We start from the raw sequence: 21,759 nt of genomic DNA on the forward strand, positions 1-21,759 counted from the left end.
AAACACCCACCCCCCCCACCCCCGCGGGGGGGCGGCGTCCCCGCTACTCTGTTTTTGGGTCTCCACCACGCCCCACACCCCCCGTTCCTCCCCGTGCCGCCCCCAACCCGCGGGGGCGCGGGCGCCCCCCCCCCCCCCACCGCTGGTGGATCACTCGAAGTCCTTGACGTTCTGCAGCGTCACCAGTCCGGCGCCGGTATCCACATTGGCCTCGACGGGTTCCCCACGGATGGCCCTGACGACGGTGTCGATGCCAAGCTCGCCCATTTTTGCAGGAAATTGAGCTACGCTGGCGTCCTCCGCCCCTGACTTGATCGCTTCGATCTCACCGCAGCAGGCGTCAAAGCCGACCACTATGAGGTTGTCGTTGGCAATGCCTGCATTGCTGATCGACTTGACGGCTCCAGGGATCGGCGGGCCGCAGGCCGCGTAGATTGCCTTGAGATCAGGATTGGCCGTCAGAATGTCTTCGGTCACTGACGTGCCAAGTTCCAGCGTGCAGTTGGTTGCACCTTTGCCGACGACCTCGACCTTTACCTCACCCAGTCCCTCCATCATGCCCGTGACCCGGTCATCCAGAGCCGGCACCCCGGGAACGCCTTGCAGAATACCGATCTTGTCACCGCTCTTGAGCACCGTCTTCAGGTATTCTCCGGCGATCTTGCCGCCATTGAGGTTATTGGTCGATACCAACGCCGTCTGGCCTTTCCAGTTGGGGATGCTGTTGTCGACGAGAACCACCTTGATGCCGGCGGCCACCGCCTTGTCGAGCGCCGGCGCGACCGTCGGGTCGACCGGAGTGATTGCAAGCCCTTTGACGCCTTGCGTGATCATGGATTCGATCAGAGCGATCTGGCCTTCAATGTCGGTGGCCGCCTGGCCCTGGCCGGTGACCAGTTCGATCTCCGGATGAGCGGCCGCGTATTTTTTGGCGGCGTCCTCCATGGTCGAGTAGAACGGCACCGGGAATTTCGTGATCAGGCCGATCTTGATCTTGTCTGCGGCCGAAGCCGGCATAGAAAACGCAACGGCGATCGCCAGCCCTGCGAACAGTTTTCGGTTCATTGGCATTGTTTTCCTCCCTTGGATTGAGACGCCTCCCTGCGGGAGACGCTTCAGGCATTTGCGGACCGGAACGGTCCCCAAATCTCGAACGGGTCAGGCTCCAACGATCATGGAAACCAGCTCCTGTTTGTTGTCCTTGGTCGGCACCAGTTCGCCGACCCTGCGGCCCTGGCGAAGCACCACCGCGCGATCGGCGAGTTCGACGACGTGTTCCATGTTGTGAGTGATCAGGATGACGGCATTGCCCTGGTCGCGGAGCGCAGCAACCAGATTGAGCACCTGCCGTGATTCACGCAGGCCGAGTGCGGCGGTCGGCTCATCCAGAATGACAACCTTGCGGGCGAATACGGTCGAGCGGGCCACGGCAATGGCTTGTCTTTGTCCACCCGACATCATGGCGACGACGGCATCCAGCCGCGGCAACGTGACCTTGAGATTCACCAACAGAGCGCGGGTCTCGGCGTCCATTCGGCGCTGCTGCAGAAATCGCAGGCCGCGCGGAAGCCATTGCGGGCCAGCCAGCTCGCGGCCGGCAAAGAAGTTCTGTCCCGGTGTCAGATTGTCGAACAGCGCCAGGTCCTGATAGACGGTCTCGATGCCGGCGAAGCGCGCATCCGCAGGGGAGCGTATCTGCGTTGGCGCACCATCCAAAAAGATCGCGCCGGCATCGAGTTGGTGCACCCCGCTGATGCATTTGGTTAGCGTCGATTTACCCGCGCCATTGTCGCCGAGCAGGCCGACGATCTCGCCTCGCCGCACCTCGATGCTGACATCGTCCAGAGCCAGAACCGAACCGAAACGCTTGGTCGCACCGCGTACCGCCAGCACGGGATTGTCCGCGGTGACCGCATGATCGACGTTGGCCGCAGCAGCGCTCATGACTGCCTCCCGGCTTGCATGACACGCACACGCCCTTCGAGGTAATTGCGCAGCACGTCGGACTCGACCGCTATGACGATGACCACGCCGATGACGATGAGCTGGAAAAAGACGTTGACGTTGAGCAGGTTGAGCGCGTTGCGGATAACGCCGATCATGATGGCGCCGATCAAGGCATGGCCGAGGTGGCCGCGACCACCAAGAAAGCTGGCGCCGCCAATGATCACCGCCGCGATCGTATCCAGTTCCAGCAGATTGCCGAAGAGCGGCGAACCGGCGTCGGTGCGGCCGGCAAGGATGACTGAACCGATGCCGGCGCACAGCCCTGAGATGACATAGACGGAAACCAGGACCCAGGACACGGGAATACCCATGCGCAACGCAGCGTCGGGCCGGCCGCCAACCGCATAAATCCAGCGCCCCCAGACCATGGTTTTAGCCATGACGAAAAGCACCGCGGCAACGCCGGCAACAACGAAAACCGATCCAGGCAGACCCCAGACCGCGTCGCGGCCAAGCGCATCGATCGAATCCGGCATGCCAGGGATGGCGCGGCCATCGGCCAGTTGCAGCGCCAACCCCTTGGCGATGCTCAATGTTGCCAGCGTGATGATGAAAGGATGCGGCAGTCGGCCGAAGACATAGAAGAGCCCGTTGATCGCGCCGACCGCGGCACCGCAGCCAACCATCACCGCGATCACAACGATGGCGGGGGCGCCAGCATGAAAGCTCAGCGCGCCAACGACGGAAGCCAGCGCAAGGTTCGAGCCGACGGAGAGATCGATGCCGCGTGTCAGGATGACCAGATGCTGGCCCATCGCCACAACCGAGATGACGGCCGTCTGGGCGAGGATGTTGCTGAGATTGCGTCCTGTCAGGAAATAGGGTGACAGAAAGCTGAGGACGGCGACCAGCAGCACCAGGATGACGACCGGACCAGCGCTCAGCAGCATCAGGCCAAGCGCAAGGCCGGGGACGGCTTCTGACTTCCTGGATGCCGGCAACGCGGCCTCGCCGACAGTCGTGCCGGTGTTTCCCGTTTCAGGCAAATTTCCCCTCCCCGCCGCAGCTTGTGCGAGCCGCGTCGTCAAAAACTCAGTTCGTGTTCAGGTCCTCTTCTTATCGATAAAAAACAACTGGTGTAGTCGGGTCAAGTTGTTTTTTATGGATAAAGTTCATGCTAAAAAGGACAAGGTATTGTTCCAAGGAAATCCGATGAGAACGGACACCGTCTACAAGAAGGCCTTCAATCGAGCTGCAAATATGCTGCGCGACGGACAATTGGCCGGCGAACTTCCTTCCGAAAATGAGCTTAGACGGCGAATGTGCGTCAGCCGCACAACCGTCCGAAAGGTCCTGCGAGAACTTGTTAACCGCGAACTTGTCACCGAACGCCACGGCCTCAGAGCGACGGGCCGCGCGGTCGGCGACAACGACTACTATCCGGACGCCGAAACTACGCCTCGCGCCAAGCATGTCGAACAGCAGTTCATGGAGTGGATGCTGCGGGGTGACACCAGGCCCGGAACCAGCATCAATGAGCTTGAGCTTGCACGGCAATTCGGTGTTGCGACCAATGGAATTCGCGAATTCCTGATCCGCTTCAGCCGGTTTGGACTGATCGAGAAAAGGCCGAATACAGGCTGGCTTTTCAAGGGTTTCACTGAAGACTTTGCACTTGAGCTCTTCGAGATCCGGGTGATGTTTGAACTGCGTTCGGCACAACTGTTTTCACTGCAGCCGAACAGCTCTCCGCTATGGTCGAAACTCGCCGCGCTCAAGATGGCGCATGCCGACCTGCTGGAGCGAATTGAGAGCCGCTTTCACGACTTCTCCGGCCTGGATAACCGGTTCCACCGGCTTATAAACGAGGCATCACCGAACCGCTTCATCGATGATTTCTACGACATCATCATGTTCATTTTTCACTACCACTATCAGTGGAACAAGCAGGACGAAAAGCAGCGCAACCTTGCCGCAATCCACGAACACATTGCCTATATCGATGCGCTTGAGAGCCGCAACGCCACTCGGATTGAGGTAGCCTGCCGAGCGCATCTGGCTTCAGCAAGGGAAACACTGATGCGTTCGCTTACGGGATTTGATGAAACGAGCATCAATGCATAACGAAAGAGCTTTGAACCTGGGGGGCAAACAGCGCGATGCGGGCGTTTATGATCCGAAGCCGAATTGCGGTGACAATGCCCTTCCAGAAAGGGAACCGACGCACCCCTTTGAGACGCGTCGGAAGAAGGTCTACGCGTGGCGGATTTCTGTCCCAAGCACGTTCAGGCACTCGCGGATAAACGCTGCAAGCGCCGTCCAGCCCTTGGCTGAAACCATCGTGCCGTCGACATATGCCTCCGTTGGAGACAGGTCGATATAGGTGCCGCCCGCAAGCGTCACTTCGGGCTCGCATGCCGCCAGTGCGCCGACCTTCTTGCCACGCACGACGCCGTCTACCGCAATCAGGATCTGCACGCCGTGGCAGATCGTGAAAATCGGCTTTTTAGTTTCGTGGAAGTGGCGCACCATCGCCTGCACGCGCTTGTCGGTGCGGATGTATTCGGGCCCACGACCGCCGGCGCAGTACACAGCGTGGTATTGCTCCAGCTGCTTCTCAGCGTCGGAAAAGGTCTTGTTGATCAGCGCATAGTGGCCGAGCTTTTCGGTGTAGGTCTGATCGCCCTCGAAATCGTGCAGCGATGTTTTGATCAGGTCTCCGGCGCTTTTGTCTGGGCACACAACGTGAACCGTGTGGCCCACCGCTTCCATCGCCTGCTGGTAGACGAAGATTTCGTATTCCTCGGTGAATTCACCGGTCAGCATTAGGATCTTTTTGCCTGGCATGGTCGTACCTTTCCTATGACAACGGCCGGGCGAGACCTGTACTCGCCCGGTGGGTTTGACTTTCTAGAAGGGTGAATCGGGGAAGTATCCTTGGCACTGGCCTGTGATCAAAGACATCGGGACAGTCTCAGTCGAACGCCAGCAACAAACGGTCGCGGGAATGCTCGATATGGCGACGCATCGCCTGCTCGGCAGCGGCAGGATCGGCCGCAGCGAAAGCGGCCAGAATGGCCTCATGCTCGTCGAGCGCCTCCTCGGTGACGCGCGAATGGAACATCAGGCGAAATATGTGGAAGTGGGTATGCTGGTGCGCCAGCGTCTCGCGCACGAGTTCGTTGTTGGCGAATTCCATGACCTTGTCATGGAAAATGGCATCCTGGCGGGCGAAGTTGGAATACCTCAGACGCTCGTCCTTGCCTTCACGGCGCGCCATGACGCCCGCCGATTCCTGAAGCTGTGCGAGCTTTACCTCGTCCATGAGCGCGGCTGCCTTGGCCGCGCCATGAGGCTCGAGCAGCAGGCGAAGCTCGTAGAGCTCGTCAAACCGTCGTTTCGTGATCTGCGGCGCAGCGCGGTAACCGATCAGATGCGTCTTCAGCACCAGGCCTTCGCCTTCGAGCCGGCCGAGCGCCTCGCGGATCGGCGTGTGGGAGACGTTGAATTCCTTGACCAGACTGTCGACCGTGATGCGCGAGCCCGGCGCAATCTTCAGCGACATGAGTTGCGCAAAAATCGCTTCGTAGACGTCCTCAACCAGGCTGCTGGAGCGCTGGATACGCCCGCCGGCGAGGTTCGGTTCATCTAGACTGGGTAAGTTCATGGCCTGCATTTTTTGCCCCTTGACACATTGAGTTGCTAACACGATGCTTCGGCCAATGCAATCCTATATCCTATACGATTTTATAGAGGATATAATTTGAGGCTGTTTCAAGACAAAGCAATCGTACTTGCGGTGGCCCTGCTGGAGCAGCGGGCCGACTCCGCGGGCCGGGCTTCCTCACCGTCCGAGCCTGAACGGACCGTCAGCGCTCCGGGCGATGGTTCAACGCGTCGGAACGCAAGCGTGCTGCAAGTGGGGTTTGACGTCAAACCCAGCCTTTGGGCCGAGTTGAACGGCCTTTCGCATTCCAATCCAGACATCATCACAGGATGCAGATAATGAGCCTTTTCGCTGCCATAAGGCTGCCGCGCGAAATCCTCTTCGGGAAGGGCCAACGCCACGTCATTCCGGTTGTCGCGGCCAGGCTCGGGCGTCGCGTGCTCGTCTGCACCGATGAACGTTTTGCCGCAACGGGCCCGTTTGGAGAGATCGTCGCGGCGCTGCGAGCCAGCTCGATAGACGTACTGGTGCATGACCGCGTGCTACCCGACGTTCCCCGGGACACCGTTGCCGTCTGCGTCGAGGAAGCACGGAGGTTCGCGCCCGACATGGTGATCGGCATTGGCGGCGGCAGTTGTCTCGATATGGCCAAATGCGCCGCGTTGCTCATCACTCACGGCGGTCAGCTCCAGGATTACTACGGCGAGTTCAAGGTGCCCGGCCCGACGCTGCCGCTGATCGCGGTGCCGACGACAGCCGGCACGGGCTCTGAAGTGACCCCGGTCGCCGTAATCTCCGATCCGGATCGCACCCTGAAGGTCGGCATCTCCAGCCCATATCTGATCGCGGCCGCGGCCATCTGCGATCCTGAACTGACGATGACATGCCCGCCGGCATTGACGGCGATCGCAGGCGCCGATGCGCTGACGCATGCAATCGAGGCCTTCACCGCCGTCAGGCGGGGGACCGATCCCGGCCTTCCGCAGAAACATGTCTTTATCGGCAAAACCGCTTTGACCGATCATTTCGCCCTGCTGGCGATCAAGCTGCTTGGCCGAAGCCTTGAAACGGCATACCGCCAGCCCTCTGACGAGGACGCCCGGGCCGACGTGATGATGGGTGCACTGGCCGCCGGCTGTGCGTTCGGAACGGCCGGCACAGCGGCAGCGCACGCCGTGCAATACCCGGTTGGCGCGATAACCCACACCCCTCACGGACTGGGTGTCGCCACCATGCTGCCATACGTCATGAAGTACAACAAAACAGCCGCAGCGACCGAGATGGCCGAGATCGCCGACGCGCTCTGCCTCGATGCAAAGGGCTGTACGCCCGAAGAGTTGGCCGACGCGACCATTGGCGAGGTCAGTCGGCTGTTTGGGGCAATCGGGATCACCCCCTCGTTGGCCGAACTGGGGCTGCCCGCCGATAAGCTCGATTGGACGGCGGAACAAGCGATTGGTATCGAGCGCCTCATCAAGAACAATCCGCGTCCATTCGATTTGGGGTCCATGCGACGCCTGGTCCAGGCCGCCTTTGATGGCGACCTCGCCAGCACCATGTAACAATCGGGAATATCGAGATGAACACGTTTTCACAGGTTCTGTCGGATGATCAGGGCATCAGCGACTTCCACACAATCTCGCACGGGCTGTATATTGGCGGCCAATGGCGCCAGTCCGCGGATGGCAGGGTGATTCCGGTCGTCGATCCTTCGACCGAGGCTGTCATCGCCGCTGTGCCCGATGCGACCGTGAACGACGCGGCCGCTGCCGTTGACGCCGCTGCCAAGGCAGCCCACGGCTGGCGGACAACGTCGCCGCGAAAGCGTTCCGAGATCCTCAGACGCTGCTTTGAACTGATGACGGAACGATCAGAGGCGCTCGCGACTCTCATCGCATTGGAGAACGGCAAGGCTCTACGGGATGCCCGCGGCGAGATCGCTTATGCCGCGGAATTTTTCCGCTGGAATGCCGAGGAGGCCGTTCGCATTACTGGCGAATTCGGTATTGCGCCTTCCGGCACCAATCGCATCGTGGTCGACTACGAACCGATCGGTATCTGCGTCCTGATCACGCCTTGGAATTTTCCTGCCGCGATGGCGACGCGCAAGATAGCGCCGGCACTTGCCGCTGGATGCACGGTGATCTTGAAGCCGGCCAGCGAGACGCCGCTTACCGCCTACGCACTGGCCGCGCTCTATCAGGACGCAGGCGTGCCACCGGGGGTGGTCAACGTCCTGACGACCTCCAGTCCCGGCCCTTTGACAGCCGCCATGCTGGCCGACCCGCGAGTGCGCAAGCTCTCCTTCACCGGTTCGACGGGTGTGGGTCGCGCTCTGCTGGCAGAGGCTGCCAGGCATGTGGTTTCGTGTTCGATGGAACTCGGCGGCAACGCACCGTTCATTGTGTTCGACGACGCCGATCTCGAAGCGGCGCTCGATGGCGCAATGGTGGCCAAGATGCGTAACGCCGGTGAGGCCTGTACGGCCGCCAACCGCCTCTACGTGCAATCTGGCATTTACGAAGCCTTCTCGGATGGCCTCGAGAAGCGGATGTCGTCGCTCAAGGTCGGCCCTGGCACCGACCCGGACACGGAATGCGGACCCATGATCACGAAAAAGGCGGTCGAGAAAATAGATCGCCTTGTCATCGACGCAGTCGCACGCGGCGCGCGGGTCATGTGCGGCGGCTCAGTCCTGTCCGGAACTGGTTTCTTCTACCCTCCTACAGTGCTTCGCGACGTGCCAGGTGACGCAAAGATGGCGCATGAGGAGATATTCGGGCCTGTGGCGCCGATCTCGAGCTTCGACACCGAGGCTGAGGTCATCGCACGCGCCAATGACACCGAATATGGGCTTGCTGCCTACATCTACACGCGCGATCTGGCGCGCGGCATGCGGGTGGCCTCCCGGATCGAGGCCGGGATGATCGCTGTCAACCGGGGGCTGATGTCCGATCCGGCGGCCCCCTTCGGCGGCGTCAAGCAGAGCGGGCTCGGCCGCGAGGGAGGGCAGCATCACGGCATTGCCGAGTTCATGGAGGCGAAATACCTCGCCATCAGCATGTGAGCAAAAGAATGCAAGGCGATCCCTTTCGCATTCGCGACCACGTCGCGGATTTTGACGAAATCGTGCAGGACTTTGTTGACCGCAGCGAGGCCGCCCGCGCCACCATTGCGATGACTGCGGACGTGGCCTACGGACCGGATCCGACCGAAACCATGGATCTGTTCTTTCCCGCGGGGAAAAGAACGGCGCTGCCGGTGCACATCTTTGTCCATGGCGGCTACTGGAGAATGTTCTCCAAGCGCGACTATTCATATGTCGCGACGACGATTAGCCAGGCCGGGGGCATTGCCGTCATCCTTGATTATGCTCTGATGCCCAAGGTCAGAATGGCGACGATCGTCGACCAGGTGCGCCGCGCCAAGCAGTGGGTGCTCGCCAACATCGCCGATCATGGCGGAAACCCGGCGGCCCTGACTGTCAGTGGTCATTCGGCAGGAGCCCATCTTGCAACGTTTCTGTTCGACGGCAAGCATACCCCCTCGAATGTGAGGGCAGCCCTTCTGCTGAGCGGGCTCTACGATTTGAAACCGCTCCAGGATTCCTTTCTCGCCGACGAGATTGGAATAACCGACGGGGAAGTCGCCATGTTTACGCCGCTCGCCTGTCGGCATGATCCTCAAACCAGGGCGGCGGTTCTGGTCGGAGCCAATGAGACGCCACCCTTCCATCAGCAAGCCGATCGATTCAAAGCAAGCTTGCTGCGGCAGGGATCGTTGGTAACGTCGCATGTGCTCCCGAACCGCAACCACATGGACAGTGTCAGAGATCTCGGCGTGCCGGGGACTGAGGCTGCCGATTGCCTGGCAGAACTGATCGCCAAGGCCCGCTAGTCTAGTGCCCACCAGCCGGCTCCGCAGCCTTTTGGGGATCCTGGTGAATGGTTCAGGGGCCAATTCCGGTTGGCAGTTGGCAGCTACTCAGTGCGCTCATACCGCTGATGCAGCGGGAGACTGGAACACCGCCTGGAACCTGGCCAACGCTTCCCGGTCGCCATCGACCTTCACGCGCCCGTCCGCGATGGCCCGGTCGGCAGCAACCTCGCCGCGGAAAAGCTGGTCGAGCGTCTCCAGGCTCATCCCAAACACAGCAACCGCACCGCTCGCGCTGCCCTCGCTAGTCGCGCAGGTTCCCTCGTCCACCCGGACTTCGAACACCCGTCCATCCACGCGGAATTCGTAGGCCTCGCGCAATCCCGTTGCCCGCTCCGGCCGAAACCACTCCCGGATGGCCACGAAATAAGCACCAAGCGACAGCTGCTGCCCCGGTCCCCGCTTATCCATGAATCGCCCACCCCAGCGGCCGATGGCGCACACGATGGGTTCAAGCTCCGCCCCGGATCCGGTCAGCCGGTACACGGTCGAGCCTGCGGGAGGAGGAAGTGTCACCCGTTCGATAAGGCCTTGGCTCTCCATCTCCTTGAGCCGGTCGGCCAGCAGGTTGGTGCCGATGCCGGGGCTCGCTGCCAGCAGATCGCCGTAACGCTTTGGTCCGAGCAGCAGTTCTCGCACCAGTAGCAGCGTCCAGCGTTCCCCGATCACGTCGAGCGCACGCGCAATTGCGCAGTACTGATTGTAGCTTCGCTTTGCCATAAAAAAGTTCTAGCGCACCCTTGCCTTTCTTGTCTATGCGCTATATGATTTTAAAGTTATAAATTTAAATTTAGGAGGAAGTTATGCCTATCGCCTATCTCGACGTCCCCGCCGGAATCGACTCTGAGCGGAAGCGACATCTGATGAAAGGGCTGTATGAAGCCCTGAACGAGGCCTATCCTTTCCCCGACGATCATCGGGTTTTCCTGCGCGAGTGGTCACCGGACATGGTCAGCCAGAATGGCGTCGTGCCCGCCGAACCGTTCAGGCCCGTGTTCGTCATCCATGGTCCGCAGGGCGCCGCCGGCGATGCCAAGCGCAGGATGCTGAAGAGGATCAATGCCGCCGTCGCGGATGCCTACAAGCTGCCTGACTTCATGATTTTCATGCACGAGTATCCACTCGAGCTTGTGGCGCACGAGGGCGGCTTGCTCGCCGACAACGCGCAACGGGTCGAGGACCAGAAAAACGCCTACAACTAGACTAACTAACCTGCCGAGATGCCGATCACTCATTGCAGGTTGACCGCTAGCGGTCCGCATCCGCTCCGGATAAGTTCGGGGCGAAATCGCGGAACCGTGCGCAACTGCGTCCAGCTGCTGTATCCACGCCCTAAATGTCGATGCGCTGTCCGCTATCCGGATCGAACAGGTTGACGCTCGCTGGATCCACGGCAAGACATATTGGCTCTTTGCGCCGGCCGGCAAACCTCGGCGGCAGGCGCGCGATGATCGCGTTCTCGCCGACCTGCACAGTCACCATGGTTTCAGGCCCGGTAGGCTCTACCACATCGATCTCCCCCATGATCGAAGCTCGATTGTGCGCAACGGTTCTCAGCTCTTCAGGCCGTATACCCAGCACCACCGGTCGCTCAGAGTCCACCTGCCGGTTCCGCGTCGGCAACACGATCGATACTCCGCTCGCTTGAAACCGGACACCTTCCGAATCCGGGACCAGTCGTCCGGCAAGGAAGTTCATTGCCGGAGATCCGATGAAACTTGCCACGAACATATTGGCGGGCCGTTCATAGATGGTGCGCGGATCGCCCAATTGCTGGATGTAGCCGCTTTTCATGACGGCCACCTTGGTGCCCAGCGTCATCGCCTCGATCTGATCGTGCGTGACATAGACGATGGTCGTGCCGAGACGCTCGTGCAGGCGCTTGATCTCCGTGCGCATTTCCACGCGAAGCTTGGCATCAAGATTGGATAATGGCTCGTCGAAGAGGAACAGCTCCGGGTCACGCACGATCGCGCGGCCCATCGCAACACGTTGTCGTTGTCCGCCCGAAAGGTTGGCGGGGCGTCGATCGAGCAGATGGGAGATTTGCAACATTCGCGCGGCATCTTCCACGGCACGCGTGCGCTGGTCGGCGCCCACGCCACGCATTTCCAATCCGAAGCCGATATTCCTCGCGACCGACATGGTGGGATAAAGCGCGTAGGATTGGAACACCATCGCGATATTGCGGTCCTTGGGCGCAAGGTCGAGGACCGAGCGTCCACCGATCAGGATGTCACCGCCGGACGTGTCGTCGAGGCCGGCAATCATATTGAGCAAGGTCGACTTGCCGCATCCGGACGGCCCGAGCAGGACCAGAAAGCCTCCGTCCTCAAGCTCGATATCGACCCCGTGAAGAACCTGTACCGAGCCATAAGACTTGCGCACGTCCCTGATGGAAAGTGTCGCCACGCGAGTACTCCTAGCCTTTGATGGCGCCTGCGGTCAGCCCCTGAACCATGGTTCGCTGGACAATCGCGAAGAGCACGATGACCGGGATGATGCTGAGAATGCCGCCTGCCGCCAGAACGCCCCAAGGGAGCTGGAACTCTCCGACCATCAGTTGCAGGCCCACGGGCCAGGTGCGAGACCCCTGCCCGGTCGTGAGCATCAGGGCGAACAGGAACTCATTCCAGGCCGCGATGGCAATGAACACCGAACTTGCGACCAGGCCGTTCCGCGCAAGGGGCATGACGATACGGACCATGGCGCCAAGCCTTGTCGAGCCGTCGATGCGAGCCGCGCTCTCGAGTTCCTTAGGTGCGGAATCGAAGAACCCCTTGAGCATCCACACGAACAGCGGTAGCAGGAAACTCGTATAGGCAAGCGCTAGGCCGAAACGGCTGTCGACGAGCCCCACACCGCGCATAACAACATAAAGGGGAATGATCATCATGACCGCGGGAAACATGCGAACGACAAGATAGCCGAGCATGAGCTGATCTCGGCCTCGAAACGCGAAGCGAGAAAATGCATAGGCAGCAAGCGTGCCCGTGACGACGCAGATCGTCACCGTCAGCAAGGTAACGACGAGGCTGTTGCCTATAAGCCGTGGGAAACCTGACTGCGTCCAGATGGCGACATAATTGTCGAAGGTAACGCGGCTCGGGAGGTACTGCATCGTCTGGGTGACAATGTCGGCCTCATATTTGAGGGATGTCAGGAACATCCAGATCATCGGACCGATGCAGAACACCGTCAGGCTTGCGAGCGCGATGTAGGTGGCGATGTTCGCGATCATCCGCCGGTGACGCTTGCTTTCAATCATCGCCCTGTCCTTTGGTAATCCTGGAGATGCGGATATACCCGGCCGCGAAGATCATCAGGGTCACGAACATCACCACCGACAGGGCGGATGCGTAGCCGAAATTGAATTCCTTGTAGGCGGTCTGAAAGGCATACAACGACAGCACTTGCGTGGCATCTCCCGGTCCGCCACCGGTGAGAATGAGGAGCAGATCGGGCGAATTGACCAGACCGATGACGCGCAGGATCACTGCCGCCGCGATGACGGTCTTGAGCATGGGCAAGGTGATCAGCCTGAGTTGTGCCGCCAGGCCTGCGCCGTCGACCGCCGCTGCCCTGTAGAGATCCTCGGGAATACCCTTCAGGCCCGCGAGCAGTAGCAGCGCGAAGAATGGAAACCCATGCCAGGCCTCGACGAGAATGGTCGCCGCAAGCGCAGTATTGGGATCAGCAAACCATGCCTTGTAGGCCTGCAGGACGCCTAGCCGGACAAGAAGGTCGTTGATGACTCCGAGCCGCGGATCGAGCAGCAAGGCCCACATATGACCCGCTACGACATTGGGTAGGAAGTAGGGAAGCAGGATGAGCACGGCGAAGATTTTCGTGCCCGGCAAATCCCTGTTGAGAGCTGTCGCGGCGAGAAGACCAAGCGATAGTTCCAGCACGACCGCGGCAGCAACCCACACGACGGTGTTCTTCAATGCGATCCAGAAGACCGGGTCTGACCACATCGCTAGATAATGTTTGAAGCCGACCCAGCCATCCAACCCGGGACGCGTCAGACGCATCTCGCGAAAGCTGATTGCCATGCCGTAAAGCGTCGGATAGGCGATCACGAGCAGGATAAGGGCGAAGCTGGGAAGGAGCAGCAAATACATCCAGTATCGGGTCTCGGACAGTTCGCCGAGAGCCCGCATAGGCAGATATCTGCTCGAGCCTATTATCATGAATCTGCGATGCGAAAGCACCGTCCCGTTGCGTTCTGAGCACGGCTGCACGTCCGGGGATCAGCGGAGCGCCGCCTCCAGGCCCTGGATCATGCGGTCCACTGCCTTTTCCGGCGTCGACTGACCCGTCAGCACCGACTGGAAAGCGGGATTGACGACATTTTCGGACCAGCCTGCGGCGCCGACGAAATTGTTCGGCAGGCGTCCGAACTTGAGCGTTTCCGTCGCCGCATTATAGATCGGATTGCCGGTGATCCGCTGATCCTGCAGCGCAGCGGCGGAGGCCGGAAAATAGCCGGTCCCCTCGAGCAGGGCCAGGGCAGCGTCCGTTTGGCCCCAGAAACTCACCCACCGCCAGGCAGCCTCGATATTGTCTTCCTTCATGACGCCGTTGCCGGCGTACGCGACGCGAGCGACATGCGCCTTCGGACCGGCCGGCATCGGCGCGGTCGAGAATTGTTCGCCCTGCTTCATTGCACTCGAGATTTCGTTCAGCGAACCGGTATGATGCCACACCATCGCAGTCTGCCCGGTGCGGAAGGCCTCCATGATCTGACGGTAGCTGTCGTGGGGCGCGCTCGGCGGCACGACCTTTTCCTTCAGGAAGAGATCGGAATAGAACGTTATCGCCTCAATCGCCGCGGCCCTGTCGATGGCCGGCTGCCCATCCTTGACGATCGGCGAGCCGAACGCCTCCATGACATCGATGACATATTTGAAACCGCCGGCGCCGGCGCGCATGCCGAAGCCATACCTGCCCTTCGAAGGATTGGTCAGTTTGCGGGATGCCTGAAGGAATTCGTCGAAATTTCGGGGTGGCCCCGCCAGTCCAGCTTCCTCGAAATAGTCTGCGCGGTAGTACATCCAGTCAACGAAGGCGAAGGCGGGAACCGCATAAATGGCGCCATTGCTGGAAAGCCCGGTCCAGCGATTGTCGGGAAAGTTCGCCTTGCCCTCCCACCCATTCACGCGCTCGGTAAGATCGATCAATCCCTCCATCGCGGTAAGATCGGCGAAGCGCTCGGCGATCACCATGGCGGTATCGGGACGCCCACCGGCCAGCACGGCCGATGAAACCTTGGCCATATATTCCGAGTTCGGGATGTTCTCCTGGGTCACCGCCACATCTGCGTTCGCTGCCTGAAACAATCCGATGATCTTGAGCAAGCTGGCCATTTCCGACTGACTGGTGAAGTGGTGCCAGTAACTGATGGCACTCGCGGCACGGGCGCCGCCGATGTGACCTGCCATCGCCAGGGCCGCCGAACCCACGAGAAACTGCCTCTTGTTCAACCGCATGCGACCTCCTCCAAGATATCAGATCACCAGACTGATCGATCAGTTGAAGTGTTGGGTAACATCATTTCCCAAGCCGTGCAACCGCGCCGGAGAGCAAATGGCAAACGACGATGTGTCAGACCAGACCCAGGTTCCGCTGCATGGCCGCCTGGAAATGGGACTGCAGCTTTCCTTCGGCCGCGTCGGCATTCCTGGTGCTGCAAGCCTCAAGGATGTCGAGGTGCTCCTTGAGCGTCCGGATCATGATCGGCGAGGTGAGTTTGCTGTCCAGCCGCAACAGACGGAGGTAATTGTGCATGCGCCGATAGGTGCTATCGATCAAGGGATTGCGCAGTGCGCTGATGATTGCGCCATGCAGCTCTCCCTCCAGCGCATCCATCTCCTCCAGTTGCTCCTTTCCCACACCCTCCCGTTCGATGCGCCGAACCAGCCGGGAGTGCCGCATTTCCAAGGCATTCATGACGGCTTCATCGCCCTGCTCGGCAAAGACGCGAATTGCCGAACGCTCGATGATGGCGCGGAATTGGTAGGTGGCGCGCGTGAGCTCCATGGCAGGTTTAATGAACTGGATTCCGGAGCGTGGATGGATGGTGAGAATTCCTTCCGCCTCGAGCTTGCGCAGAGCGTCACGAAGCGGAGCGACGGGCACGTCGACAATCGCGGACAGTTCGCTCTGCGAAACGAATGCCCCGACCGGAACGCGCCTGTCGAACAAGCGTTCCAGAATTCGTTCGTAGGCAACATCGCTCATACGGGTGGCCGCCACTAGGGTATGAGAGATGGCTTTTGCTTTGCCCGCCACTTGCGGCACCTCCGTTGATTCGGTACTGAGACATCTTAGCTGATAGATCAGTAACTTATACTAAACGATCAGAAAGCCCCGGTGATGAGCCTTTCGCATTTTCGTATAACCCGATTTCAGTTCGCCCGCGACCGGGTAATCGGGGACAGTCAGGTTCGAGCCGACGATGTGAACGTCGCCGCGCTGGAACTCGTTTCGAAAAGTGGTGAGGTGGGACTGGGCTTCATCCAGACGCTCTTCAATCCCCTGCCCGACCAGACTGAGATTGAGACCGTTTTCGAAAACGAGGTTTGGCCGACCCTGAAAGGACACAAGGCGATCGCGCTGGTTCATCGTGTGAACCGCCCGCGCGGCGGCAATCAGCGGGCGTACTCCCTGCCTTTTCATGAAGCGGTCCAGGTGGCGCTTTGGGACCTTGCGGCAAAGGAAGCTGGCCTGCCCCTTCATGTGCTGCTCGGCAGTCGCCGCAACCGTGTGAAAGCCTACGCCAGTGGCCTCGATTTCCACCTCGACGATGATGACTTCGTTTCCTTGTTTTCCCACGCGGCGTCGCTTGGCTATTCCGCTTTCAAGATCAAGGTCGGCCACCCGGATTTCGATCGCGATCTGCGGCGCCTGGAACTGTTGAAAACCTGCGTGCCGGCAGGCTCGAAAATCATGATCGACCCGAACGAGGCGTGGTCCTCGAAGGAAGCGCTAATGAAATTGGTGGCGATCCGCGATGCCGGCCACGATCTTCTCTGGGTCGAGGATCCAATCCTGCGTCACGACCACGAAGGATTGAGAATGCTCAGGCAGGCAATGACATGGACTCAGATCAACAGCGGCGAGTATCTGGATCTTCAAGGCAAACGGCTTCTTCTGGAAGCCCACGCAGCCGACATCCTGAATGTCCACGGTCAAGTCACCGATGTTATGCGCATCGGTTGGCTGGCCGCCGAGTTCGGCATCCCGGTCAGCATCGGCAACACCTTTCTGGAGATCGGCGTGCACATGGCGGTCGCGCTTCCGGAAGTCGAATGGCTGGAATATTCGTTTCAGAACTTCGATCATCTGGTGGAACAGCCCATCGAAATCCGGGACGGCTACGCCTATGCGCCCGATCGACTTGGCCATGGACTGGTACTGTCCGAAAAAGCGCGCGGCGAATGGATGAGACCAAGGCGCCTGATACGGTCGGAACTGGGTACCGCGCCAGAAAATGCACGCCTCCCTGGCAAGTGAGTGAATGACCGAGCCAGCTTGGGAGTTGGCGATACATGGTTCAATTCACGCCCAGAAGGCTTCTCCAAGCGGCACTTCGCCGCCGACGTCGGCCCTCTGCGGAAGCACCGTGGCGATGCCGCCAGAAACTCTGCCGCCCGCCACGAGGTAATCCATGCGCTAACTCGGGTTCTCCAGGCGGTTTGTTTTGCGCCACTCCTCGTACTCCCCGCGGGCATCGTCATGCAGCGGATAGTAGCGTTGCAACGGCCCGCCCTCCATGAGCTTCGCTCGCGAGAACTCCTCCCAATCGTGATGCTTCTGTGATTCTTCGATCACCTTCGGGGCCATTGCGACGGGAAGCACCACCACCCCGTCGTCGTCGGCGACGATGATGTCGCCGGGGATCACCGTGACACCGCCGCAGGCAATCGGAACGTTGACGGCATTGGGATAGATGCTGGTCTGCACATGATAGTTTGGCGTCCAGCCGCGCAGCCATAGAGGCAGATCGAGCTTTTCGACATTGGGCCGGTCGCGCATGCACCCGTCGATGACGATACCCGCCCCACCCCTGCCCTTGAAATACGTCGACATCATATCGCCGAAGACGCCCGAGCTCATGTCGCCGCGCGCGTCGACCACGACCACATCGCCCTCCTGCGCGTGATAGAGCACGTGCCGGTGCAGTTGCGTCTCCGGATCGGCATATTCTCCCTCGGTGAAGAGGTCCGGCCGCTGCGGCAGGAACTGCAGCGTCAACGCCGGCCCGACGATCGACTTCCCGTGGTTTTGCGCCACCGGACCGACCATGTGCGGATTGCGGAAGCCCATGTGGCCAAGCGTGCCTGCAACCGTCGCGGCGCCAATCTCCCTCAGCGCGTCGATCAGGTCTTTAGGCGGCCGCGTGATGTCGGAAGTATGCGTCATTGTGGACTCCGGATGAATGGAACTACCAATTCGTAACAGAACCATCGCGGCGCTTAAGGTGAGGCGCTTCCCAGAAACGCAAACTCTGCGCCTGGACCGCCACTTCGTTGACCTCGACGCCGAGCCCCGGCAGATCGCCGACCGGATAGTCGGTCCCGTCAAGCCGTGGTTGGACGGGAAAGAAGTCGGAATTGTCGAAGCCCAGCTTTGTTTCGGGCGCCCTGGTCTCGAGCCACGCGAAGTTGGGTACCGCGGCGGCAAGATGCACGGTCGCGGCCGTGCACACTGGACCAAGGGGATTGTGCGGCATCAGGTCCACATAGTGCGCCTCGCTCCAGCCAGCGACCTTCATCGCCTCGGTGAGCCCGCCGACATTGCAAACATCGAGCCGGTTGAACTGGTGGATGCCGCGCTCGATGTAGGGCAGGAACTGCCACTTGCTGGCAAATTCCTCGCCGATGGCAAAGGGGATGTCGGTCATCGTGCGTAGCGATTCATAGGCCTCCGGCGTCTCGTCCCGTATCGGCTCCTCAAGGAAATCAAGCACGCCGCGGCCGAGCTTGTTGCAGAAGCTCGCCGCCTCTGCCACCGACAGCCGATGATGATAGTCGATGCCGAGAACGGCGTCGTCGCCCAGCGCCTCGCGCGCCTTGTTCAGCATACCCGCAGTAGCGCCGATCGACTCGCGCGGCTCGAAGATGTCCTTGCTGTTTTGCCCAAAGGGGAAGAAGCGGATCGCCCGCCACCCCTGTGCGCGTAGTTCGCGGGCCCGTTCGATGGCAACATCGCCCTCGGCCTCGTCGCCGGTCGAGGCGAAGGTGGGGACGCGGTCGCGCTGCTTGCCGCCCAGCAGCTCGTAGACCGGCACGCCCAGTGCCTTGCCCTTGATGTCGTGAAGGGCGATGTCGATGGCGGAAATTGCCGCCTGCAGGACTCGCCCGCCTTCGAAGTACTGGCTGCGGTAAACCTCCTGCCAGATCCGCCCGATCTGCATCGGGTCGCGGCCGATGAGAAACTCGCGATAGTGCTCGACCGCGCCGGCCACGGCCCTCTCGCGACCGCTCAAGCCGCTCTCGCCCCAGCCGAAGATGCCCTGGTTGGTCTCGACCTTGACGAGCATCTGGTTGCGCGTTCCTACCCAAACCGGATAGGGCTTGATCGCGGTGATCTTAAGCTTCTCAGTCATCCACGCCCACGTTTCACACGCATCGGCCCTATCTCAGTTGGCTTTGAGGGCCATTTCAGTTTCGCCGTCGAACAGATGCATCCGCTCCTGGTCGAACTCGAGCCAGATCTGCTCGTCGGGCGAGACGGCAATGTTCGGCGGCACGCTGACGTTGACGATGGCGCCGGACAGGAACGCCTGCACGAAGGTGACGTCTCCGGTCGGTTCCACCGTGTAGGCCTTGGCCGGAATGGAACCGGGGACCGCGCTCTTGTGGAGCTTGATCGTCGAGTGACGTGCGCCGAGCACGACTTTCTTGGTCGTCGCTCTCGCGACCTTCTGGGCATTGCGCGGCGAGAGCTCAAGGCGCCAGCCCTCGGCGCCGGTCAACACCGTGTTGCCGTTTGCCGTCGATGCCTCCAGCGGAATAAGGCTCATCGCCGGGCTGCCGATGAAGCTGGCGACGAACATGTTCACCGGATGGGCAAAGACCTGCGCCGGTGAATCGTATTGCTGCAGGTAGCCGCCATTCATCACCGCCATCTTGTCAGCCATGGTCACCGCTTCGAGCTGGTCGTGCGTCACATAGATGATCGTCGCCTTGAGGTCCTGGTGGAAACGCTTGATCTCCGACCGCATCTGCACGCGCAGTTTGGCATCGAGGTTAGACAGTGGCTCGTCCATGAGGAACACCGCAGGGTCGCGAACGAGGGCACGGCCAAGGGCCACACGCTGCTGCTGCCCGCCCGAAAGTTCGCGCGGCTTGCGCTCGAGCAGATGCGTCATATCGAGCACCCGCGCCGCTTCCTTGACCTTCTTGTCGATCTCGTCCCTGGGGAGTTTGCGCATCTGAAGCGGGAACGCGAGGTTCTTGTAGACCGATTTCTGCGGGTAGAGCGCGTAGTTCTGGAACACCATTGCGATGTCCCGGTCCTTGGGGTCGAGGTCGTTGACCACCCGCTCCCCGATGATGATGTCGCCCGATGTGATCGGGGTCAGCCCGGCGACGAGATTAAGTGTGGTTGTCTTGCCGCAGCCTGAAGGGCCGACGAGCGCAACGAACTCGCCGTCATTGACCGTCAGCGAGACGTGGTTGACAGCTTTGAAGCCGCCATAGCTCTTGACGAGATCTTGGAGGACCACATGGGCCATCGGCAACTCCCTAGTGCTTGACCGCGCCTTCTGTAAGGGCGCGTACAAAGTATCGTTGCAGAACCAGGAACAGCACCACGACGGGCACGCTCATCATGAAGCTGGCCGCCATCAGTCCCGGAAAGTCCGTCGTATTTTCCGAGAAGAAGCGCTGGATGCCGACCGGCAGGGTCAACTGCTCGTTCTTGGAGAGGAAGGTGTAGGCGTAGATGTATTCGTTCCAGGCGCCGATGAAGGAATAGATTGCGGTGGCGATGATCCCCGGCGTCGAGAGCGGCATCACGATCATGATGAAGGCCTGGAACCGTGTTGCGCCATCGATGCGCGCCGCCTGCTCAAGCTGCACCGGGATGTTGTCGTAAAAGCCCTTGAGCAGCCAGATCGCCAGCGGCAGGCCGAAGGTGAGATAGGTGAGGATCAGCGAGCCATGCGTGTTTATCAGACCGATCGCGCGCATCAGGATGAAGAGTGGCACGAGAAAGATCACCGCCGGGAACATGTTGCGCAGCAGCACGGCAAAGAACAGGAAATTCCGGCCGGGGAAACTGAAGCGCGAAAACGCGTAGGCCGCAGGGACAGCCACGATCACCGAAAGGATTGTCGTGACGGTCGACACGAAAAGGCTGTTCCAGAAGAAGCGGAGGAAGTCCTGGCCGACACTGTTCTGCGGATCGAGCAGTTTCTGGTAGCTGGCGAGGGTAGGCTCGTCCGGCCACCATTGCGGCGGGAATTGCGTAGCCGCGAATCCGGACTTGATCGAGGTGATCAGCATCCAGATCATCGGCAACGCAGTATAAAGCAGCATGAACACGAGGAAGATGCGCCCGGCCCACCGCCATCCGTCGACGCGTATGCGGCGACGGGTCTGGGCTCGAGGGGCTGGCTCGGCAATCGTGCTCATGCGCTCCCCTCTTTCCGCTCGTTGCCGCTTAACGCACGGACGTAGAAGTAGCCCAGCGTCATCAGCGTGAGGAACAGGAGCACCGAATAGGCCGATGCCACGCCCCAGCGCTGCCGTCCGAAGGCGAGCTCATAAATGTGGGTTATCCAGATGTGCGATGCATTCGACGGCCCACCGCCGGTCATGATCCAGGGGATGATGAAGGAATTGAAGTTGGCCACCGCGAGCAGCAGCATCGTCACCACCGAGACGTTGCGCAAGTGCGGGAAGGTGACGTGCCAGAAGCGCTGCCATGCATTGGCACCGTCGACTTTTGCGGCGCGCAGCAATTGGTCGGGGACTGTCTGCAGGCCGGCCATCATCATGATCATGGCAAACGGAAACTCGCGCCAGATATTGACGACGATCAGGGAGGGCAGCACCGTGCTGACATTGTCGATGAAATTCGGCGGCTGGTCGGCCAATCCAAGGCCGACCCCCCCCCCGCCCGTGATCGCCAACGCCGAAAGGGAGAACCCCATGCATATATTTGAGGCGGGGCCGGCGCGGCTTACCAAAGGGATT

General features: G+C 60.5%; 22 protein-coding genes. 6 read left to right on the top strand and 16 right to left on the bottom strand.

Annotated elements, in window-relative coordinates; all coding sequences use genetic code 11:
- Window positions 1-150: 150 nt before the first annotated feature.
- The 3 genes from NKI01_RS29615 to NKI01_RS29625 all read right to left on the bottom strand — a co-directional run bounded on the left by NKI01_RS29615 (window position 151) and on the right by NKI01_RS29625 (window position 2,993).
- The gene (locus NKI01_RS29615; RefSeq protein WP_156948053.1) at window positions 151-1,065 is read right to left on the bottom strand and encodes a sugar ABC transporter substrate-binding protein; all 915 of its coding nucleotides are present in this window, start codon (window positions 1,063-1,065) and stop codon (window positions 151-153) included.
- A gap of 93 nt (window positions 1,066-1,158) precedes the next feature.
- The gene (locus tag NKI01_RS29620) at window positions 1,159-1,944 is read right to left on the bottom strand and encodes an ATP-binding cassette domain-containing protein (protein ID WP_023718514.1); all 786 of its coding nucleotides are present in this window, start codon (window positions 1,942-1,944) and stop codon (window positions 1,159-1,161) included.
- On the bottom strand, window positions 1,941-2,993 hold the full coding sequence (locus NKI01_RS29625) for an ABC transporter permease (protein WP_352484917.1): 1,053 nt from the start codon (window positions 2,991-2,993) through the stop codon (window positions 1,941-1,943). The genes NKI01_RS29620 and NKI01_RS29625 overlap by 4 nt, the downstream gene beginning before the upstream one ends.
- Window positions 2,994-3,159: 166 nt before the next feature.
- Here NKI01_RS29625 and NKI01_RS29630 point away from each other — a divergent pair, with 166 nt between their 5' ends.
- Window positions 3,160-4,071 (top strand): GntR family transcriptional regulator, encoded by a 912-nt coding sequence (locus tag NKI01_RS29630; protein WP_352484916.1) that lies wholly within the window; start codon window positions 3,160-3,162, stop codon window positions 4,069-4,071.
- Between the two features lie 129 nt (window positions 4,072-4,200).
- On the opposite strand, the gene NKI01_RS29635 is transcribed toward NKI01_RS29630, so the two are convergent.
- Both NKI01_RS29635 and NKI01_RS29640 read right to left on the bottom strand, forming a co-directional pair.
- The gene (locus tag NKI01_RS29635) at window positions 4,201-4,794 is read right to left on the bottom strand and encodes a DJ-1/PfpI family protein (RefSeq protein ID WP_023718517.1); all 594 of its coding nucleotides are present in this window, start codon (window positions 4,792-4,794) and stop codon (window positions 4,201-4,203) included.
- 127 nt (window positions 4,795-4,921) lie between these two features.
- On the bottom strand, window positions 4,922-5,614 hold the full coding sequence (locus NKI01_RS29640) for a GntR family transcriptional regulator (RefSeq protein WP_352484920.1): 693 nt from the start codon (window positions 5,612-5,614) through the stop codon (window positions 4,922-4,924).
- A gap of 338 nt (window positions 5,615-5,952) precedes the next feature.
- On the opposite strand from NKI01_RS29640, the gene NKI01_RS29645 reads away from it, so the two are divergent.
- The 3 genes from NKI01_RS29645 to NKI01_RS29655 are packed head-to-tail and all read left to right on the top strand — an operon-like array spanning window position 5,953 to window position 9,511.
- Complete coding sequence (locus NKI01_RS29645) at window positions 5,953-7,176, top strand: iron-containing alcohol dehydrogenase (protein WP_352965678.1); 1,224 nt, start codon at window positions 5,953-5,955, stop codon at window positions 7,174-7,176.
- A 17-nt stretch (window positions 7,177-7,193) separates the two neighbouring features.
- Entirely contained in the window at window positions 7,194-8,681 is a 1,488-nt protein-coding gene (locus tag NKI01_RS29650; RefSeq protein WP_352919025.1) for an NAD-dependent succinate-semialdehyde dehydrogenase, read from the top strand.
- An 8-nt stretch (window positions 8,682-8,689) separates the two neighbouring features.
- Window positions 8,690-9,511 (top strand): alpha/beta hydrolase, encoded by an 822-nt coding sequence (locus NKI01_RS29655; RefSeq protein ID WP_352643923.1) that lies wholly within the window; start codon window positions 8,690-8,692, stop codon window positions 9,509-9,511.
- Window positions 9,512-9,607: 96 nt separating this feature from the next.
- Here NKI01_RS29655 and NKI01_RS29660 read toward each other — a convergent pair whose 3' ends face one another.
- Window positions 9,608-10,270: a winged helix-turn-helix transcriptional regulator gene (locus NKI01_RS29660; RefSeq protein ID WP_352643935.1), complete on the bottom strand. Its 663-nt coding sequence runs from the start codon at window positions 10,268-10,270 to the stop codon at window positions 9,608-9,610.
- 143 nt (window positions 10,271-10,413) lie between these two features.
- Here NKI01_RS29660 and NKI01_RS29665 point away from each other — a divergent pair, with 143 nt between their 5' ends.
- On the top strand, window positions 10,414-10,752 hold the full coding sequence (locus NKI01_RS29665) for a hypothetical protein (RefSeq protein ID WP_352965680.1): 339 nt from the start codon (window positions 10,414-10,416) through the stop codon (window positions 10,750-10,752).
- 130 nt (window positions 10,753-10,882) lie between these two features.
- Here the strand turns inward: NKI01_RS29665 and NKI01_RS29670 are convergent, their stop codons facing one another.
- The 5 genes from NKI01_RS29670 to NKI01_RS29690 form a co-directional block, all read right to left on the bottom strand.
- Window positions 10,883-11,962 (bottom strand): ABC transporter ATP-binding protein, encoded by a 1,080-nt coding sequence (locus NKI01_RS29670; protein WP_352643937.1) that lies wholly within the window; start codon window positions 11,960-11,962, stop codon window positions 10,883-10,885.
- A gap of 10 nt (window positions 11,963-11,972) precedes the next feature.
- Window positions 11,973-12,818, bottom strand: coding sequence for a carbohydrate ABC transporter permease (locus tag NKI01_RS29675; protein WP_352643938.1), 846 nt, complete (start codon window positions 12,816-12,818; stop codon window positions 11,973-11,975).
- Window positions 12,811-13,674, bottom strand: coding sequence for a carbohydrate ABC transporter permease (locus NKI01_RS29680; protein WP_352919030.1), 864 nt, complete (start codon window positions 13,672-13,674; stop codon window positions 12,811-12,813). The genes NKI01_RS29675 and NKI01_RS29680 overlap by 8 nt, the downstream gene beginning before the upstream one ends.
- A 129-nt stretch (window positions 13,675-13,803) precedes the next feature.
- Complete coding sequence (locus tag NKI01_RS29685; protein ID WP_352919032.1) at window positions 13,804-15,042, bottom strand: ABC transporter substrate-binding protein; 1,239 nt, start codon at window positions 15,040-15,042, stop codon at window positions 13,804-13,806.
- 115 nt (window positions 15,043-15,157) lie between these two features.
- The gene (locus NKI01_RS29690) at window positions 15,158-15,793 is read right to left on the bottom strand and encodes a GntR family transcriptional regulator (RefSeq protein WP_502899493.1); all 636 of its coding nucleotides are present in this window, start codon (window positions 15,791-15,793) and stop codon (window positions 15,158-15,160) included.
- 135 nt (window positions 15,794-15,928) lie between these two features.
- On the opposite strand from NKI01_RS29690, the gene NKI01_RS29695 reads away from it, so the two are divergent.
- Window positions 15,929-17,068, top strand: coding sequence for a mandelate racemase/muconate lactonizing enzyme family protein (locus NKI01_RS29695; RefSeq protein WP_352965684.1), 1,140 nt, complete (start codon window positions 15,929-15,931; stop codon window positions 17,066-17,068).
- Window positions 17,069-17,227: 159 nt separating this feature from the next.
- Here the strand turns inward: NKI01_RS29695 and NKI01_RS29700 are convergent, their stop codons facing one another.
- The 5 genes from NKI01_RS29700 to NKI01_RS29720 all read right to left on the bottom strand — a co-directional run.
- Entirely contained in the window at window positions 17,228-17,977 is a 750-nt protein-coding gene (locus NKI01_RS29700; RefSeq protein ID WP_352919038.1) for a ribonuclease activity regulator RraA, read from the bottom strand.
- 22 nt (window positions 17,978-17,999) lie between these two features.
- Window positions 18,000-19,163 carry a mandelate racemase/muconate lactonizing enzyme family protein gene (locus NKI01_RS29705; protein ID WP_352919040.1) on the bottom strand — a complete coding sequence of 388 codons (1,164 nt, stop codon included), beginning with the start codon at window positions 19,161-19,163 and terminating at the stop codon, window positions 18,000-18,002.
- Between the two features lie 33 nt (window positions 19,164-19,196).
- Entirely contained in the window at window positions 19,197-20,294 is a 1,098-nt protein-coding gene (locus NKI01_RS29710; RefSeq protein WP_352591046.1) for an ABC transporter ATP-binding protein, read from the bottom strand.
- Between the two features lie 10 nt (window positions 20,295-20,304).
- Window positions 20,305-21,195: a carbohydrate ABC transporter permease gene (locus tag NKI01_RS29715; protein WP_352919041.1), complete on the bottom strand. Its 891-nt coding sequence runs from the start codon at window positions 21,193-21,195 to the stop codon at window positions 20,305-20,307.
- Window positions 21,192-21,759 (bottom strand): carbohydrate ABC transporter permease (locus tag NKI01_RS29720; RefSeq protein WP_352965688.1); only part of this gene is annotated, 568 nt, incomplete at its 5' end. The genes NKI01_RS29715 and NKI01_RS29720, both read right to left, overlap by 4 nt.

It is taken from the genome of Mesorhizobium sp. M0815 (assembly GCF_040319995.1).
Taxonomy (GTDB): domain Bacteria; phylum Pseudomonadota; class Alphaproteobacteria; order Rhizobiales; family Rhizobiaceae; genus Mesorhizobium.